Origin of the sequence: Paenibacillus pinihumi DSM 23905 = JCM 16419, assembly GCF_000422505.1 — a bacterium.
Taxonomy (GTDB): domain Bacteria; phylum Bacillota; class Bacilli; order Paenibacillales; family Paenibacillaceae; genus Paenibacillus_D; species Paenibacillus_D pinihumi.
Genome location: NZ_KE383867.1, coordinates 348,445 through 363,842 on the forward strand (window position 1 = coordinate 348,445; position 15,398 = coordinate 363,842).

Here is a 15,398-nt window from a genome sequence, read left to right on the forward strand (position 1 = left end):
GTGGCGGAACTGTACCCGGACGATATTCAAGATAATGCTAGGGGGCGATTCGATGGGGCTTGGCGCGATTCTGTCTGTTTTGGGAGTCCTGCTTTTTCTTCTCGTATTTGGCGTGCTTTATGTTATGTTCCACGGAATGGCACAGCTGGAGAGCAGACAGGACAGATTGCATTACAAACGCAACGGCAGACTTGTCAACCGCTTTGCACGCTGGCTCGCAAAATATGAAGCGCCGCACCGCCATCTATCAGATTTGCTGGAGTCCATGCGATGGCCGCTGCAGGCAGGCGGTTTTGTATTATTGTGCGCTGTCTTATTTGTCACTGGCGCTGCAGGAGGAATTATTTTATTTCACAGTGTAAAAGGAGCGGTGCTGCTTGCCGCCTTGCTGGGGGCAGCCCCATATTTGGGGCTCCGGATGTCGCTTGTCCAGAGACAACTCAATACACAGCTTGATTTTCTCCCGGCTGTAGAGCTGTTTTACCAGTGCTACCTGATTACGGGGGAACGTCAAATCCGGAACGCCCTCCAGCGGACGGTGGAGGAGAAGCGGCTGCTCGGCCCGATTCAGAGTGTCTTTGAGCAGTTGTACCGCAATTTGTCTGTCCGTGGAGATGATGAGGGCAGTCTTCGTATATTTGCAGCATCTCTCGGTCATGTGTGGGCGGATTATTATGTCCAGATTTTGCGTGTGGCGCTCGCTGAGGGCCACGCTGTAGGGGATAATCTCAAAGAACTGATTACGGATATGCGCAAGGCGCGCCGCGCCAACCAGCAGGAGCGTAACAAACTGCTGGAGATTAGGATTGCCAATTTCACCCCGATTCTGTTTCTGGCCCTTTTCATCGGCATCAATCTCTACTATAACCCGGAACAGGCTTACTACTATTATGTGCTGGACCCGCAAGGGCGGGATATGCTGCTTAATGCAGCCGTGCTTATATTTGTTTCTTTTATTATGGGGCTTTATCTGTCCCGCAAAAAAATGTAAAAGAAGGGAGCGGAGCCTATGGTAACCGGACAATATATGTTGTGGGCTGCGCTTGCCGGTCAATATGTGCTCGGCTTCATTGCAGCCGTAGCCCTGCTGCGGGCTTTGTTTCTGCGAAGACCGAGATGGCTTCATCTTGTCTCCGGGCGTCCGGACGGACAAAGTCGAATACCTGATTCCCTTCTGCGCTGGCTGGGGCTCGGGAGGGATGGCGAGGCCTTCAAGGAGCGGGAAGGGCTCCTGGTTGGCATCGGCTATTCGGGTGATCCTGCACTCTATTTATTGCTCAGGCAGCTTATGCTGGTGCTGCTTCAGGCTTCTGCTGCAATTGGCTACAAGCAAGGCATACAGCCGCTCTGGTACTCAGGCGCCGCTGCCGGAGCCGTCCTCCTATTGTTCGATAAGCCCTGGCTGCAAGGCATGAAAGGATGGCGGACACAGCGGATGACCAAGGAAATTTATACGATCAGTAATCAGCTGCTCTATTTATCCGGCTCATCCTTGAATATTCATACAAAGCTGATGCGCTGTCTGCCTTATGCCAGAGTGCTCCGTGGCGATCTTCAGCGGCTGCTGGGCGAATGGTACCATGACGCTGAAGGCGCCATGACAAGATTCAAGCTCCGTATCGGAACCGAGGAGGGCCTAAGCTTTGTCGAGACGATCAGCTCGCTTCGTCTGCATGAAAGCGAGGAGTATTACCGGCTGCTGCGTGAGCGGATTCAAGACTATAAGGAGAAGCTTGACCTGGTCAAGGAAAGCCGCAAGGAATCGGCATCCTACCTGCTGTTTGTTCTGGCAGGAGTACCGATTTTGTACATGTTTCAGATTTTTATCTATCCCTGGGTCCAGGAGGCGCAGAAGCTTTTTCAATCACTCAACTGAAAAAAAGGTACTTCATCCATTCCAATTAACGGATACATAGTCTATCCATGAAAGGAGGTGAGCTTCAAGTGAGAAATATTCTGATGACCGTCATGATGCTTGTGGTCGTTGTTCTTCTGTTCAATGGCATCATTACGCAAGGCAGTACCGGAACACAAGCACAGATTCAGAAGCAGGGGACAGCCGCCAATACGAAAATTGGCGCACTCGCCCCGCAATAATCTGCAGCATGCAAAGGAGGCAGGGCTGATATGCGGGGGATTCTAATCAGCGTTCTGCTGATTGCCGCTATTATTGTCATTTTTTCCGATACTTTCAGGGGAGACAGGGGAGCAGAACAGCTGATTACCGGCAGCGGCTCGAAAATGAGTTTGCTGATTCAGGGGATTGACCCGTGAAGTCACTGCTTGTATTTGTCATGCTGGCTGCAACGATGTGCTGGTTTATGTTCTCTCCCATCTATAAGCATGTGTTTATTGTACGGCAGGCTGTCCTTCAAAAGGAGGTCGACTATCTGCTGGAGATAGGGGCAAGCGGTGAGCACGGTTATATCAGCCGGGGTATGGTTGAGGAGTCCAAGGGGCGGCTTGCAGCAGTCGGGCTCAAGCCGGAATTGGCCATTTATGAGCTTGTCTCCACAAACGGCCTGGCTGCTGATAATCCTGCTGTTCCCTTGCGCCGGGGCACCGGAATCATATTAACGATTCGCTATCCTTATGAGCGCATACTGGAAATTGACCGACTGATCGGGCTGACGCCTCCTGCCGCTGATTCTCTTATGAGTGCGAAAGGCATGAAAATGAGCGAGTTTATCAGGTAGAAATGGAGGCATTCGCAAGATGTACAAGCTGCTGCTGATTCCGTTAATGATGGTTGTCTGGATGATGCTGCATGTGCTTCAGTTGGATGAGGAGATGGCGATTCAAACCTTATTCCATGGCAAGCACGCGGTCAATCGGGCTGCTCATGCGGCAGCCCAGCAGCTGGATCAGGCTGAGCTTGCATCGGGGAAGCTGGTGATTGACCGGACCGCTGCGAGGGAGATGGCAATGCATTATTTGTACTATAACCTGCTTCTGGACAGCGGGGGGCGGCCGGAACCGGGATCGTTGCTCAAGGAGAGACCGGAAATTGTTGTTTTTGACATCATTAACGGGGATCAGTCTTTTCCTTACCGTTACAGATCGGCTGAACATCAGTTTGAGGTGATATTGCAGGGTCCGGGGATCGTTATAATAGCACAAATGAAGTACCCGCGCGCGTTCACGGTTCTTGATCCGATCGAGTGGAAAATAAAGGGGGTGGCAGAGCTGCTGACAAGTTGACGCCACAAGCGGAAATTTGCTGTAATGAAAGGAGGGAATTTAAGGACAGGAGTGAACACAGGATGAACTTGGAATGGCAGGACAGCAGGGGCGAGTGTGCAGCCCGTACACGCAGATTGCAGGCCGCGATGCGCAAATCGGGGCTGGACGCGTTTCTGGCAACTCAGAATGTGGATTTATATTATTTGACGGGCTCCATGCAGACCGGGTATTTAATTGTACCGGCAGAAGGAGAGCCGACCTATTATGTGCGAAGAAGTTTAATGAGGGCTGTTGGAGAAGCTTCAGTCCGGACAGTATCTCTCGGCTCATTTCGTGATTTTGCCCGGACATTGGCTGCTGATTATCCGCAGCTCTTTTCAGGAAACAATCCGGTCAGAATCGGTACGGAGCTGGACGTGATGCCGGCGCAGCTTTACTTGAAGCTGGCCGATATATTGAATGCAGGCACCGCAAGGATAGAACTGGCAGAAGGCTCAGGGGTGATCCGCGAAGTAAGAATGGTGAAATCGCCTTATGAACTAGGGAGAATTTCCGCGGCTGCGGCTGTGGTCGATGAAGCGTTGACGGCTGCATTGCCTTATTTGCGGGAAGGAGTGACCGAACTGGAATGGATGGCCCGCCTGGAGAAGGAGATTCGGGTGCGCGGACATATCGGGCTGATGCGGATGCGCGGCTACAACCAGGAAGTTGTGACCGGGATGGTCGGCTCAGGCGCGGCCGCGGCAGAACCTTCCTACTTTGACGGTCCTGCTGGCGGCAGAGGGCTCGGCCCGGCAGCGCCTCAAAGTGTGAGCCGCAAGACGTTCATGCGGAACGAACCGATATTAATTGATATTGGCTGCTGTGTGGACGGATATGTGATTGACCAGACCCGGACAGCCGTTATCGGAGCTATGGATGAAGACCTGCTTAGCGCTTATGAGGTATCTGTGCAGATCATCAGGGCGGCAGAGAGCGCCTTGATTCCGGGCATACCATGTGAAGCCTTGTACGCAGATGCGCTGAAGCTGGCGGCTGATGCCGGACTATCCGGACATTTTATGGGCTATGGAGATGACCAGGTGAAATTTCTGGGTCACGGCATCGGTCTTGAGATTGATGAGCTCCCTGTGTTGGCGAAGGGATTTGGCAATCCGCTGGAGCCGGGTATGGTGCTGGCAATTGAGCCCAAATTTACATTCCCGGGCAGAGGGGTGGTCGGCATTGAGAATACATACGCGGTCACTGAAGGAGAACCGCTTGCCCTTACACGCTCCAAAGAGGAATTGATTAGACTGCCAATTAAATAATGTATGGAATAATAGCTAAATAGCAGCTATCCAAAACTATCATTTATTGATGTTGTGCCTGGAAGTTTTATTCGTTTTGCAAAGGGCAATGCTGCTGCAAAAGGTATAGTCTGCCCTTTGCTTAATCAGCCGTTGAATGACTGGAGTCTCTACCATTGGACACCGCTATCTTTTTTTAGTAGGATATATACAAGAATTAACGAGCTGCTAGAATAGGGGGCGGATAGCGATGTGGAAGCTTGGGCAGAAAGTCATCGTTGTCGAAGATAAATTTGAACAGAATCTCCCTGTGGGGGAGTATGGGTATATAATTGCGTATGACCGGAATGCGGATAATGCATTTGATTATGTCGTACGGATTCCGAAGGTGAATAAGAACTTCTTTGTTCCGGGCTCTGATCTGGAGCTGGAGGAAGTGCTGGTCCAGGAAGAGGTTGACCGCATTGAGCGTGAGGCGCTGATTGACTTTGCGCTGGCAACCCATAATGAAGCGCTGTTCAAGCGGATTATGAATGGGGACGCGGTGGAAGAGGAAGCAGACGAGGAGCACACCGTCATTACCAAGCCTGAAGATTTTGTCAGACAGATTAATCTTAAGGCCTGGATTTAACAAGGTGAAGAAACTCGCAATTTTTCTTCTAACCTTTAATGGCAAATTGATGCCGATGTTGTCAGGAGCGGCTTAACCGTTACCCTTGTGCGAATTTTTCATAATGTATTTTGCATTGCCCGTTTCGTTCAGACCTGGTCTGCATGGAACGGGCAATGTGTTTATCCCGGAGTTTATTGAGTTGAAGCCATCTCTAGGCTATAATGGGAACATTGAGTATAGGGCTTGGAAAAGGAGGAGCACGATTCATGAGCATTACGATTAAAGATGTAGAGCATGTTGCAGCGCTGGCGCGTCTGGAGCTCTCGGAGGAAGAAAAGGAGCAGTTCACGGGCCAGTTGAATGCAATTTTGAAATATGCCGAAAAGCTGGGCGAGCTGGATACGGATAATGTGGAGCCGACCAGCCATGTACAACCGATCACAAATGTTATGCGCGAGGACGTATCGCGTCCGTCGACAGGCGTGGAGAAAGCGATGCGCAATGCGCCGGATGAAGAGGATGGACAATTCCGCGTTCCGGCTGTACTGGAATAGATTCGAACAGAACTGAAGGGAGGAATCACTGTTGGCATCAACGTTTGATTTGCGCCTGCAGGATTTACATAGCAAGCTTAACAACAAAGAGGTATCCGTTGCGGAGCTCGTTGAAGCATCCTACAAGAAAATTGCGGATACAGACTCCAATATCAAGGCATTCCTGACCTTAAATGAAGAGCAGGCACGCAAGGAAGCAGCGGAGCTGGACAGCCAGCTGGCAGGCGGCGCAGAACGCGGTCTGCTGTTTGGTCTGCCCGCAGGGATTAAAGACAACATTGTCACGGAGAACCTGCTGACAACTTGTGCGAGCCAGTTTTTGAGCAATTACAACCCGATTTACGATGCTACCGTCTCACGCAAACTGAAGGCGGCACAATCGGTTACGATCGGAAAACTGAACATGGATGAATTTGCAATGGGCGGTTCCAATGAGAACTCGAGCTTTTACCCGACACGCAACCCATGGAATACTGATTATGTGCCAGGCGGCTCCAGCGGCGGCTCGGCAGCTGCAGTAGCTGCGGGACAAGTATACTTCTCTCTCGGCTCTGACACAGGCGGTTCGATTCGCCAGCCGGCCTCTTACTGCGGCGTTGTCGGCCTCAAGCCGACCTACGGCCTCGTATCCCGCTTCGGGCTTGTAGCCTTTGCTTCATCCCTTGACCAGATCGGGCCGATTACGAAAAACGTGGAGGACTCTGCGTATGTCCTTCAGGCAATTGCCGGCTATGATGAGATGGATTCCACTTCCGCTAAGGTTGACATTCCGGATTACCTGAGCGCACTGAACGGAGACGTGAAAGGGCTTCGTATCGGCGTGCCGAAGGAATATCTCGGACAAGGGATTGATCCGCAGGTTAAGGAATCTGTTCTGGCGGCACTGAAAGTATATGAATCGCTGGGCGCAACCTGGGAGGAAGTTTCTCTGCCGCATACGGAATATGCGATTGCAACCTACTATTTGCTGGCTTCCTCGGAGGCTTCTTCGAACCTGGCCCGCTTTGACGGCGTTCGTTATGGTGTCCGGGCAGACAACCCTGACAACCTGATTGACCTGTACCGCAAATCCCGCAGCCAAGGCTTTGGGCCGGAGGTAAAGCGCCGTATTATGCTTGGTACCTATGCGCTCAGCTCCGGGTACTATGATGCTTATTACTTGAAGGCGCAGAAGGTCCGTACATTAATCAAGCAGGACTTTGATGAGGTGTTCAAGAAATTTGATGTCATTATGGGCCCTACAGCCCCAACGACGGCATTCAAAATCGGTGAGCAGGTCGGCGATCCGCTGACGATGTATCTGAATGATATTTGTACAATTCCGGTCAGCCTTGCAGGCGTGCCGGCAATCAGCGTCCCGTGCGGCCTGGCAGACAATATGCCGGTTGGCCTGCAAATTATCGGGAAGGCGTTTGATGAGGCTACTGTACTGCGTGCAGCGCATGCCTTCGAGCAAAATACCGAGCATCATAAATTGCGTCCGCAGCTGTAAGGTTTGGCGAAGGGCCGGAAAACAAGAAGCAGGAGGAACCAAGCGATGTCACAATCGACCAAATATGAAACGGTAGTGGGCCTTGAGGTGCACGTTGAGCTGCATACGAACAGTAAAATCTTTTGCGGCTGCAAGGCGTCCTTCGGTGCTGCTCCGAATACGCATACCTGTCCGATTTGTCTCGGTCACCCGGGTGTTCTCCCGGTGCTGAACAGGCAGGCGGTAGAGTATGCAATGAAAGCAGCGATGGCGCTTAACTGCGAGATTGCCACAGAGAGCAAATTTGACCGCAAAAACTATTTCTACCCGGATTCGCCCAAGGCGTATCAGATTTCGCAATATGACAAGCCGATCGGCGAGAACGGCTGGATTGATATTGAAGTTGACGGTAAAACCAAGCGAATCGGCATTACCCGGCTTCACCTGGAGGAGGACGCAGGCAAGTTGACTCATGTTGACGGCGGCTATGCCTCGCTTGTTGATTTGAACCGTGTCGGTACGCCACTGGTGGAGATCGTCTCTGAGCCGGATATCCGCACACCTGAGGAAGCCAAGGCTTATCTGGAAAAGCTGAAGGCAATTATGCTGTACTGCGATGTTTCCGACGTGAAAATGGAGGAAGGCTCGCTGCGCTGTGATGCCAATATCAGTATTCGTCCATGGGGCCAGGAGAAATTCGGAACCCGTACGGAACTGAAAAATATGAACTCCTTCCGTGGTGTCCAGCGTGGTCTGGAGTACGAAGAATGGCGCCAGGCAGAAGTGCTGGACAGCGGCGGAGTAGTTGTACAGGAAACCCGCCGCTGGGACGAGGCTCAAGGCAAGACAATTTCCATGCGGAGCAAGGAAGAAGCGCATGACTACCGTTACTTCCCGGACCCAGATCTGGTACAGCTTTATATTGACGATGAGTGGAAGAGCAGAGTGCGCGCTTCGATCCCTGAGCTGCCGGATGCACGCCAGGAGCGCTACACCAGCGGTCTGGGCTTGCCGTCGTATGATGCAGGTGTCATCACTTCCTCCAAGAAACTTGCTGATTTCTTCGAGGAGAGCCTGAATTATACCAAGGATGCCAAGGCGGTTTCCAACTGGATTATGGGCGATTTGCTCGGTTATTTGAATGCTAACAACCAAGAACTGGATGATGTCAAGATTACCGGCCAGGGGCTTGGCGAAATGATCGGATTGCTTGAGAAGGGTACAATCAGCAGCAAAATTGCCAAAACGGTGTTCAAGGCGATGCTAGAAACAGGCAAGTTGCCACAGCAAATCGTTGAGGAGCAGGGACTGGTGCAAATCAGCGATGAAGGTGCTATCCTTGCAATCGTCGAGAAGGTCGTTGCTGCCAACCCGCAATCGGTTGAGGATTACCGCGCAGGTAAAGACAAGGCAATCGGCTTCCTTGTCGGTCAAGTGATGAAAGAGTCCAGAGGCAAAGCGAATCCCGCGCTTGTCAACAAGCTTTTGCAGGAATGTCTGAGCCGCTAAGGACAACTGTCTTCTGCTTGCTTTGTTTGAATCATTAAATCATTAACAGCAATGAAATTTCATTATGTAAAGCATTCCCCAAGCTTCTGATGCTTGTGGGGATGCTTTTTTAATTATAAAACTTAATATGCATGGATACCGATAGTCCTCTATTAACCAGCTGATCTGATTCCGTTAGAACGTCTGCATTGCTAAATCCTCCTAACACGAACCAGCAGCACTGTCTCATAATCCACATCTGCCGCAACACAAATAATTGCTTTGGATTTTTATAAAATGAACATGTTAAAATGGTAACAGCTGCAAGGGACAAAGTGAGTGTGAACATTAATGGAAAAACAACAGTTATCCGGAGGCAAGCGGGCAAGTGCAATTTTACTTGCATTTTTAATACCTGGCGGCGGGCATATGCTGCTTGGGAGAGTAGCCAAGGGACTAAATTTGCTCATTATTAGCGTGCTTGCCGTCATGGCAATGATTTATTATGCGAATACAGCAGGGGACCAGCATCTTATGCTGCTTGTCTTTTTGGGACTGCTTATTCCTTCTGTGTACTTTTACAGTGTCTACGATGCGCTTCAACAGCTTGTCAAAGCTGTCGATGAAGGGCAGGACAATGGATTTACCCCGCTTCAGGGACTCGGGTTAGCCTTGGCCGGGATTATGCTGCTCGCACTGCTGCATACCCCGCCTTTCTTGGCAAGAAGCCTGGAGCTTGCCGGTGCATATGCACCGGGGACAGCCCTGATGCTGCTTGGACTGTGGCTATGCTGGCGAATGGCAAGAGGGAGGATACGGCTGGGAAGGATCACCGCGGCGCTGACATTTATTTTGACCGGCGTCCTGCTATGGATTGGAATATGGACGGGGACACAAGCTGGAGCTGTAATTGCCCAGTGGTGGCCTGCTGCAGTTGTGCTTCTTGGCCTGGAAACCGCACTGCTGAGCATGTGGCTCAGACGGGTAAAAAAACGGCTGTCCACGGACTGGATCGGACTGCTTGTAGTCATCATTATCTCTGTATCGGTATATGCGGTGACGGAGCTTGCCGAAATTCCTTTCCGTTGGCTGGACCAATGGACGACAAATTATAGCGAGCTAAGCGGGTTCACAGGGGAGCAAGGCCATCGTTTTGACGGCAAACCGCTCTATGCAGAGCTGGGAGATACGATTAAGCAAATTGATATTGTCAATACAAACGGGAATTTGCGCGTCGTACCTACAGAAGACAGCAAGCTGAAAGTGGAATCGGTGATCTGGATTGATCTACCTGACCAGAAAGCTGCGGAACAGGCCGCTTTGTTTTCGGGAACGGAAATTAAGGAAGATGGCGGCCGGCTCATAATTGAAGGCAAGGGCGAGCTCTACGGGGAGGACCATAATCAGAAGCCGCGCATTAATCTGATCGTGTACCTTCCAAAGCCTGAATTCGAAATGATGGACACACATGATAAAACCGATGCGGCCGGAATAGACAATGGGTCCCCGACAGAAGCGGATAAAACATTAGATCATGCCGGAGATGAAAATCAAGGCGATATTGTGAATGAGTTTGAACATTCACCGGCGGATGAACCGGATGATAGTACTGCTGCGGGTGAGGCTGGAAACAAGGCAGCTGAGAGCCGGCCGTTGAAAATGAAGGTCCGGATTGTGAATGGGAGCGTTGATATCGACGGCCCGCTTCTTACAGAGGGCTTGGATATTGATGCTACTTATGGTGAATTGAAATTGCGGCAGGTTGCCGGACCTGTAACGGCCAAGGTGAAAAGCGGCGGTATTGAGGCCAAGGGACTACAAAGCAATGCGAGGCTGGTCATTGAGAGCGGGAATATTACCGCAGACGGTATTGAAGGAGATAGCAGTATTTCGGCTGTAAACGGGAGTATTACCGTTTTGCGGGCTTCAGGGAACACAGAAGCTGATACGAAGAACGGACAGATCCGGATTGCCGAGGCGGGCGGTGCGATAAAAGCCGATACATTGAACGGCAGCATTTCCGTCGCCAGTTCCCGCGTAGGCGGTTCTTGGGACATTGACAGCGCAATTGGTGAAATCCGGCTTATTCTGCCTGAGGCCGGTGATTACAGCGTACTGGGCGGGGTGACCTTTGGTTCGATTATTACGAGTCTGCCGCTTGATGTCAGCCATAAGAAAGTGACCGGCACAATCGGAACAGGAGAATATAAAATTCATATTAATGCAAACAGCAGCATCTATCTGGAAAAATTTCAAAAGTAACAAAATGGCGCTTTCATTGACAAATGTCAAACCTAACACGTAAAATGGTGCTAACAAATAATAATTATTATTAAATTAGAAAGGCGTGAGGGCTATGGGTGCTAGCGTCCAGCAAGCATTGGAACAATTGAAAATGACTGGCGTCCGGATGACCCCGCAGCGGCACGCCATCTTAACGTATCTGATGGATGCGCTGACTCATCCGACGGCTGATGAGATTTACAAGGCGCTTTCGCCGAAATTCCCTAGCATGAGTGTTGCAACTATTTATAATAATTTACGTCTATTTGTAGAGGCGGGGCTTGTACGCGAGCTTACCTATGGTGATGATTCCAGCCGGTTTGATGCAGATCTGTCGGATCACTATCATGCGATATGCAAGGAGTGCGGCACAATCGTTGATTTTGATTATCCGCCTTTGCTTGAAGTAGAGCGCGCAGCATCCAAGGAGACCGGATTCGTCGTTGAAGGTCACCGTATGGAGATTTACGGGCTGTGCCGGACTTGTTCGAGCAGGATTCAATAATCGTTGACATGACAAAACGCGTACGACAGGAGCAGATGTATTCAAGCTGCCCCTATTGTGCGCGTTTTTTTGAAATGGACTGAATTAACTGTTGAAATCAGGAGGAGGAGTGGTCGTTTTGGAGACGATGCGTGCTCAGTCACCACGGAGAAGAAAGGGGCGGGGATTCAGAGGGTTTTTGTTCTTTTGTTTTCTAGGTGTCTTGGCAGGGGGCGCTTACTGGGGCTGGGAAAACTATGTCCCGAACTTTGAGCGGGTTGTGCCGGTATTCAAAGAGGAACATCCTTTATTTTATAAAGGCGAAGCTCTCGGGTTTGGAGCGGTGTTGGATCAGAACGGAGAGAGTGTCAAGCTGCCGCTTGATGCGGTGCAAAAGGTGCTAGACTCGAAAGAGCCTGTCCGCTATGAAGAAGAGAGCGGCTCGATTATTTTGACAACAGAGAACAAGGTCGTTCATTTCAAGACCGAGGCACTGACAGCGACCATGAACCAAAAACCGTTCAAGCTCAGCTTTGCGGCGCATAAGAAGGATAATATCGTCTATTTGCCAGTGGAGCCGCTTAAAGAACTGTTTGGCTTGCAATTCGACTATACAAAAGATTCATCTATTGTAACCCTACATTTGCCGGACGAGCTGATTCAACGGGCGGTAGTGTCCAAGAAAGACATTTCGGTCCGCTCGGGGCCGACCATCAAGGCTCCAATTATTCAAACCTTGGCGGCAGGCGATGAGGTAAGGATTTGGGGAGAGGAAGAGGGATGGTACAAAGTACAGGGTGCTTCCGGGTATGTCGGGTATGCTGCCAAATCAGGTGTATCCCTGACGAGTATTGAGACCATTCCCAAGCAGCCCGCAGATAAGTCGTTTATTCCATGGAAGCTGTATGGAAAAAAGATCAATCTGACCTGGGAGGCTGTCTATAACCGGCAGCCTGATCTGGAGAAGATCGGAGAGCTTGAAGGGGTTAATGTGGTCAGTCCTACCTGGTTTGAGCTGGCGGATGAATCCGGTCTGCTTCGCAGCAAGGCAGATATGACGTATGTCAATTGGGCGCATGCCAAAGGCATGCAGGTCTGGGCGCTTTTCAGCAACAGCTTTAAGCCGGATATGACAACTGTGGCACTTGCCAGTTATGAGACTCGTCTTAACATGATTAAGCAATTGCTCTCATTTGCCCAAATTTATAAGCTGCAAGGCATTAATATTGACTTTGAAAATGTGCATACGAAGGATAAGGAAAATCTCATCCAGTTCGTCAGGGAAATGACGCCTCTTCTGCATGAACAGGGATTGGTTGTTTCTATTGACGTAACGCCAAAATCGAACAGTGAAATGTGGTCTGCCTTCCTGGACCGCGAAGCGCTTGGCAAGGTTGTTGACTTTATGATGGTGATGGCCTATGACGAGCACTGGGCTGCCAGTCCTGTAGCCGGCTCTGTTGCTTCGCTGCCTTGGGTAGAGCAATCGGTCAAACGGATTCTGGAAGAGGATCAGGTGCCGCCGGAAAAACTGGTACTCGGCATACCGCTATATACGCGGGTATGGACAGAGGAGACCGGGAAAGACGGGAAAACAAAAGTATCGTCGAAGGCAATCGGCATGGAGACGGTAGACAAGCTGATCGCGGAGAAGCAGCTTAAGCCTGTATTCAAACCTGAAGTGGGCCAAAATTATATTGAATACAAGGAAGATGGTGCTTTGAAACGAATCTGGATGGAGGACGAGGCTTCTGTCAAAGCGCGTGCACTGCTGGCCAAAAAGTATGATCTTGCTGGTGTGGCCACATGGCAGCGAAGCTTTCAAAAGCCGCAAATCTGGGGCGTATTGGATAAAGAACTGCAAAGCAGACCATAGCTTCATCTCTCATGTATAGCCGATAAGTAAAGCCCCTGGCATCAGCAGCCAGGGGCTTCTTGTTATGTTTCTCTTGATCTACTTATACTTTTCCCGGCTCCGGTTCACCGGTAGGGGAGTGGGTAGCCTGGTTCGGATCGAGTGTAAGCTTGGTTTTACAAAACATGCAGCGATCGGTTTTGCCGAGCATTTTGGTTGGGCGGCTGCATTCCGGGCATTCAAGCAGTACTGCGCTTGTAGACAGCATGCCGGCCCAAAAATAGATTGCCATGCTTCCCATCATGGAAATCATGCCGATGACCATGAAAATTGCGGCGAATATTTTGCCGGCTTGACCCCAAAGCAAGATTCCTGATGTTCCAAAAATCATAAGCCCCATCCCGATCAGGGTGAGCAACAAGCCCCATAAGCGGAACTCATTAATTTTACTCGATTTAAAAAACATGTTTTTCATCCTTTCCTGCGAATTAATACGGCTTGACTTACATGACGCCACTTATGTAGAGCTCTGGAACAAAACAGGGTGCGTTCAGCCGGTAGAATCCTTTTATTCAGATAAATTGGATTGAATTGAGGAGGCTGATCCTGCAGTAACAGAGGTGAAATCTTCATGCAAAAGCAGGAAACCGGCACTGATTCGTCGAAAATGGATTAAATCATAGAATTCAATTATAGCCTAAACCGGCAAGCTGCGCTATAAGAAGGGAAAGCGGATTCTGTGGAACACGCGACGGAATGCAGGCAAAGCATAACGGCGCGGGCTTGTAAGTATATGGGACTATATGCGACATGTATAAAGTCTGGTACGGGGTGAAACTGTGTTGGATTATGACGATGTTTGGAAAATGGTACAGCAACTAGGCGGGGCTCCGGTACAGCAGCAAGACCATAGACTGCTATTTGAGTTTATGGGCTTTGTGCGTTCTTATTTGCAGGCCAGAGACGACTTGCAGAATGATAATCTGCTTGATGCCCACAGCAGTGCGCTTGCAGCCCTGCATCACTGGGCCAGAATTGAGCTTATCGAAAAGCAGGTTCAGCCTGAAACAAGCGTCTGGCGCCAAATCCGGCGTTATCATCCTGGCATTCACAAGCTGTATGAGGAGCTTACAGGCAATGAAGAATCCCTGGAACAGCGGCTCAAACTCGTTCTGCTGGGATGTGAGTTTTCACTGATGGACAAAATGAAGTCTTGCAGCTCTCTAATTTTTCAGGTGCTCAAAAGCAGGGAAGAACCGTGGAGTCTGAAGGAGCTTCAGCATCATGCGTCTTTGTCCTGGTTAGAGGCGGATCTCGCACTGCTTGTAAACAAGTTGCTTGCCAGAGGATACGTTCGTGAAGTGGCTGTCATCGGACCAGACGGCTCCTTTAGCAATCTGGAGATGAAGCTGTATTCTGTATTATAGAAGAATAGCTATCCTGGGGCAGTCACTTCCTATAGAAGAGACAGCCGTTCTTGCGCAACAGATAGATATCATTTATAGCGAATTCGGTTCAGAGTGCAAACAACAATTTTCTATTTATAAAGGGAGTAATGGCCGGAAAGGGAAACCGCAGTAATCCGTTTGGGATGAAGATGGCCTTGAAGGGACTGCTGAATTGCGGGCAGTTGCCTTTACGCTACAGGGATTCAAAGCCTGTTGCTGCCGGGATGAAAGGGCAGAAATGAGATTCTTTGAAAAAAATGCTGTCGAAGCTTGACTTTAAAGCACAAATTATGATACATTAAATCTCGCCGCTTGAAAGGCAAGCATTCATCAAGAAATTAACAAAAAAGAATTTTAAAAAAAAGCTTGCAAAGAGATAGGCAACTGTGATATATTATAAAAGTCGCCGCTGAGACATGGCGGTAACGAAAACGAAGTAATTTGTTCTTTGAAAACTGAACAACGAGCGAAATGCCCTGTGACTTGAAAGAGTCGCAGAACAGCAACAAAATGTAATGAGCTAACAAGCTTATCTATAACTTTTATGGAGAGTTTGATCCTGGCTCAGGACGAACGCTGGCGGCGTGCCTAATACATGCAAGTCGAGCGGACTTGAAGAGAAGCTTGCTTCTCGGATAGTTAGCGGCGGACGGGTGAGTAACACGTAGGTAACCTGCCTGTAAGACTGGGATAACATTCGGAAACGAATGCTAATACCGGATACGCGGTT

16 protein-coding genes and 1 rRNA gene are annotated in these 15,398 nt (G+C 49.9%); 16 read left to right on the top strand and 1 reads right to left on the bottom strand.

Annotation, left to right across the window (positions count from 1 at the left end; translation table 11 throughout):
* Nucleotides 1-52 precede the first annotated feature (52 nt).
* The 14 genes from H583_RS0127530 (at nucleotide 53) to H583_RS0127595 (ending at nucleotide 13,241) form a co-directional block, all read left to right on the top strand.
* Nucleotides 53-991: a type II secretion system F family protein gene (locus tag H583_RS0127530; RefSeq protein ID WP_051237116.1), complete on the top strand. Its 939-nt coding sequence runs from the start codon at nucleotides 53-55 to the stop codon at nucleotides 989-991.
* A gap of 18 nt (nucleotides 992-1,009) precedes the next feature.
* The gene (locus tag H583_RS0127535; RefSeq protein ID WP_028563301.1) at nucleotides 1,010-1,876 is read left to right on the top strand and encodes a hypothetical protein; all 867 of its coding nucleotides are present in this window, start codon (nucleotides 1,010-1,012) and stop codon (nucleotides 1,874-1,876) included.
* A gap of 68 nt (nucleotides 1,877-1,944) precedes the next feature.
* Nucleotides 1,945-2,097: a hypothetical protein gene (locus H583_RS37275; protein ID WP_169456520.1), complete on the top strand. Its 153-nt coding sequence runs from the start codon at nucleotides 1,945-1,947 to the stop codon at nucleotides 2,095-2,097.
* 30 nt (nucleotides 2,098-2,127) lie between these two features.
* Nucleotides 2,128-2,274: a hypothetical protein gene (locus tag H583_RS36900; protein ID WP_154666011.1), complete on the top strand. Its 147-nt coding sequence runs from the start codon at nucleotides 2,128-2,130 to the stop codon at nucleotides 2,272-2,274.
* Nucleotides 2,271-2,696, top strand: coding sequence for a hypothetical protein (locus H583_RS0127550; RefSeq protein ID WP_028563302.1), 426 nt, complete (start codon nucleotides 2,271-2,273; stop codon nucleotides 2,694-2,696). Before H583_RS36900 ends, H583_RS0127550 begins: the two co-directional genes overlap by 4 nt.
* A gap of 19 nt (nucleotides 2,697-2,715) precedes the next feature.
* Nucleotides 2,716-3,201 (top strand): hypothetical protein, encoded by a 486-nt coding sequence (locus tag H583_RS0127555; RefSeq protein ID WP_028563303.1) that lies wholly within the window; start codon nucleotides 2,716-2,718, stop codon nucleotides 3,199-3,201.
* Nucleotides 3,202-3,263: 62 nt separating this feature from the next.
* Nucleotides 3,264-4,493 (top strand): M24 family metallopeptidase, encoded by a 1,230-nt coding sequence (locus H583_RS0127560; protein WP_051237119.1) that lies wholly within the window; start codon nucleotides 3,264-3,266, stop codon nucleotides 4,491-4,493.
* 229 nt (nucleotides 4,494-4,722) lie between these two features.
* Nucleotides 4,723-5,103, top strand: coding sequence for a hypothetical protein (locus tag H583_RS0127565; RefSeq protein ID WP_028563305.1), 381 nt, complete (start codon nucleotides 4,723-4,725; stop codon nucleotides 5,101-5,103).
* 248 nt (nucleotides 5,104-5,351) lie between these two features.
* Nucleotides 5,352-5,639 carry an Asp-tRNA(Asn)/Glu-tRNA(Gln) amidotransferase subunit GatC gene (gene gatC, locus H583_RS0127570; RefSeq protein ID WP_028563306.1) on the top strand — a complete coding sequence of 96 codons (288 nt, stop codon included), beginning with the start codon at nucleotides 5,352-5,354 and terminating at the stop codon, nucleotides 5,637-5,639.
* A gap of 31 nt (nucleotides 5,640-5,670) precedes the next feature.
* Nucleotides 5,671-7,131, top strand: coding sequence for an Asp-tRNA(Asn)/Glu-tRNA(Gln) amidotransferase subunit GatA (gene gatA / locus H583_RS0127575; RefSeq protein ID WP_028563307.1), 1,461 nt, complete (start codon nucleotides 5,671-5,673; stop codon nucleotides 7,129-7,131).
* A 45-nt stretch (nucleotides 7,132-7,176) separates the two neighbouring features.
* A complete protein-coding gene (gatB, locus tag H583_RS0127580) occupies nucleotides 7,177-8,619 on the top strand; it encodes an Asp-tRNA(Asn)/Glu-tRNA(Gln) amidotransferase subunit GatB (protein WP_028563308.1) in 1,443 nt (480 codons plus the stop codon).
* A 330-nt stretch (nucleotides 8,620-8,949) separates the two neighbouring features.
* Complete coding sequence (locus H583_RS0127585; RefSeq protein ID WP_028563309.1) at nucleotides 8,950-10,860, top strand: DUF4097 family beta strand repeat-containing protein; 1,911 nt, start codon at nucleotides 8,950-8,952, stop codon at nucleotides 10,858-10,860.
* A 94-nt stretch (nucleotides 10,861-10,954) separates the two neighbouring features.
* Nucleotides 10,955-11,386 (top strand): peroxide-responsive transcriptional repressor PerR, encoded by a 432-nt coding sequence (perR, locus tag H583_RS0127590; RefSeq protein ID WP_028563310.1) that lies wholly within the window; start codon nucleotides 10,955-10,957, stop codon nucleotides 11,384-11,386.
* A gap of 127 nt (nucleotides 11,387-11,513) precedes the next feature.
* Nucleotides 11,514-13,241, top strand: coding sequence for a glycosyl hydrolase family 18 protein (locus H583_RS0127595; protein WP_036711301.1), 1,728 nt, complete (start codon nucleotides 11,514-11,516; stop codon nucleotides 13,239-13,241).
* Between the two features lie 82 nt (nucleotides 13,242-13,323).
* Here the strand turns inward: H583_RS0127595 and H583_RS0127600 are convergent, their stop codons facing one another.
* Nucleotides 13,324-13,686 carry a YgzB family protein gene (locus tag H583_RS0127600; RefSeq protein WP_036711207.1) on the bottom strand — a complete coding sequence of 121 codons (363 nt, stop codon included), beginning with the start codon at nucleotides 13,684-13,686 and terminating at the stop codon, nucleotides 13,324-13,326.
* 376 nt (nucleotides 13,687-14,062) lie between these two features.
* Between H583_RS0127600 and H583_RS34525 the strand changes: the two genes are divergently transcribed.
* Both H583_RS34525 and H583_RS0127615 read left to right on the top strand, forming a co-directional pair.
* Nucleotides 14,063-14,647 (top strand): hypothetical protein, encoded by a 585-nt coding sequence (locus H583_RS34525; protein WP_051237120.1) that lies wholly within the window; start codon nucleotides 14,063-14,065, stop codon nucleotides 14,645-14,647.
* A 562-nt stretch (nucleotides 14,648-15,209) separates the two neighbouring features.
* Nucleotides 15,210-15,398: ribosomal RNA gene (locus tag H583_RS0127615) — 16S ribosomal RNA — on the top strand; the annotation flags it as partial.

Coding starts and splice junctions, on each gene's coding strand:
- H583_RS0127535 (WP_028563301.1), top strand. CDS start 1,010: ATGGTAACCGGACAATATATGTTGTGGGCTGCGCTTGCCGGTCAATAT.
- H583_RS0127530 (WP_051237116.1), top strand. CDS start 53: ATGGGGCTTGGCGCGATTCTGTCTGTTTTGGGAGTCCTGCTTTTTCTT.
- H583_RS0127600 (WP_036711207.1), bottom strand. CDS start 13,686: ATGTTTTTTAAATCGAGTAAAATTAATGAGTTCCGCTTATGGGGCTTG.
- gatC (WP_028563306.1), top strand. CDS start 5,352: ATGAGCATTACGATTAAAGATGTAGAGCATGTTGCAGCGCTGGCGCGT.
- H583_RS0127585 (WP_028563309.1), top strand. CDS start 8,950: ATGGAAAAACAACAGTTATCCGGAGGCAAGCGGGCAAGTGCAATTTTA.
- gatB (WP_028563308.1), top strand. CDS start 7,177: ATGTCACAATCGACCAAATATGAAACGGTAGTGGGCCTTGAGGTGCAC.
- perR (WP_028563310.1), top strand. CDS start 10,955: ATGGGTGCTAGCGTCCAGCAAGCATTGGAACAATTGAAAATGACTGGC.
- H583_RS0127560 (WP_051237119.1), top strand. CDS start 3,264: ATGAACTTGGAATGGCAGGACAGCAGGGGCGAGTGTGCAGCCCGTACA.
- H583_RS0127555 (WP_028563303.1), top strand. CDS start 2,716: ATGTACAAGCTGCTGCTGATTCCGTTAATGATGGTTGTCTGGATGATG.
- H583_RS0127595 (WP_036711301.1), top strand. CDS start 11,514: ATGCGTGCTCAGTCACCACGGAGAAGAAAGGGGCGGGGATTCAGAGGG.
- H583_RS0127565 (WP_028563305.1), top strand. CDS start 4,723: ATGTGGAAGCTTGGGCAGAAAGTCATCGTTGTCGAAGATAAATTTGAA.
- H583_RS36900 (WP_154666011.1), top strand. CDS start 2,128: ATGCGGGGGATTCTAATCAGCGTTCTGCTGATTGCCGCTATTATTGTC.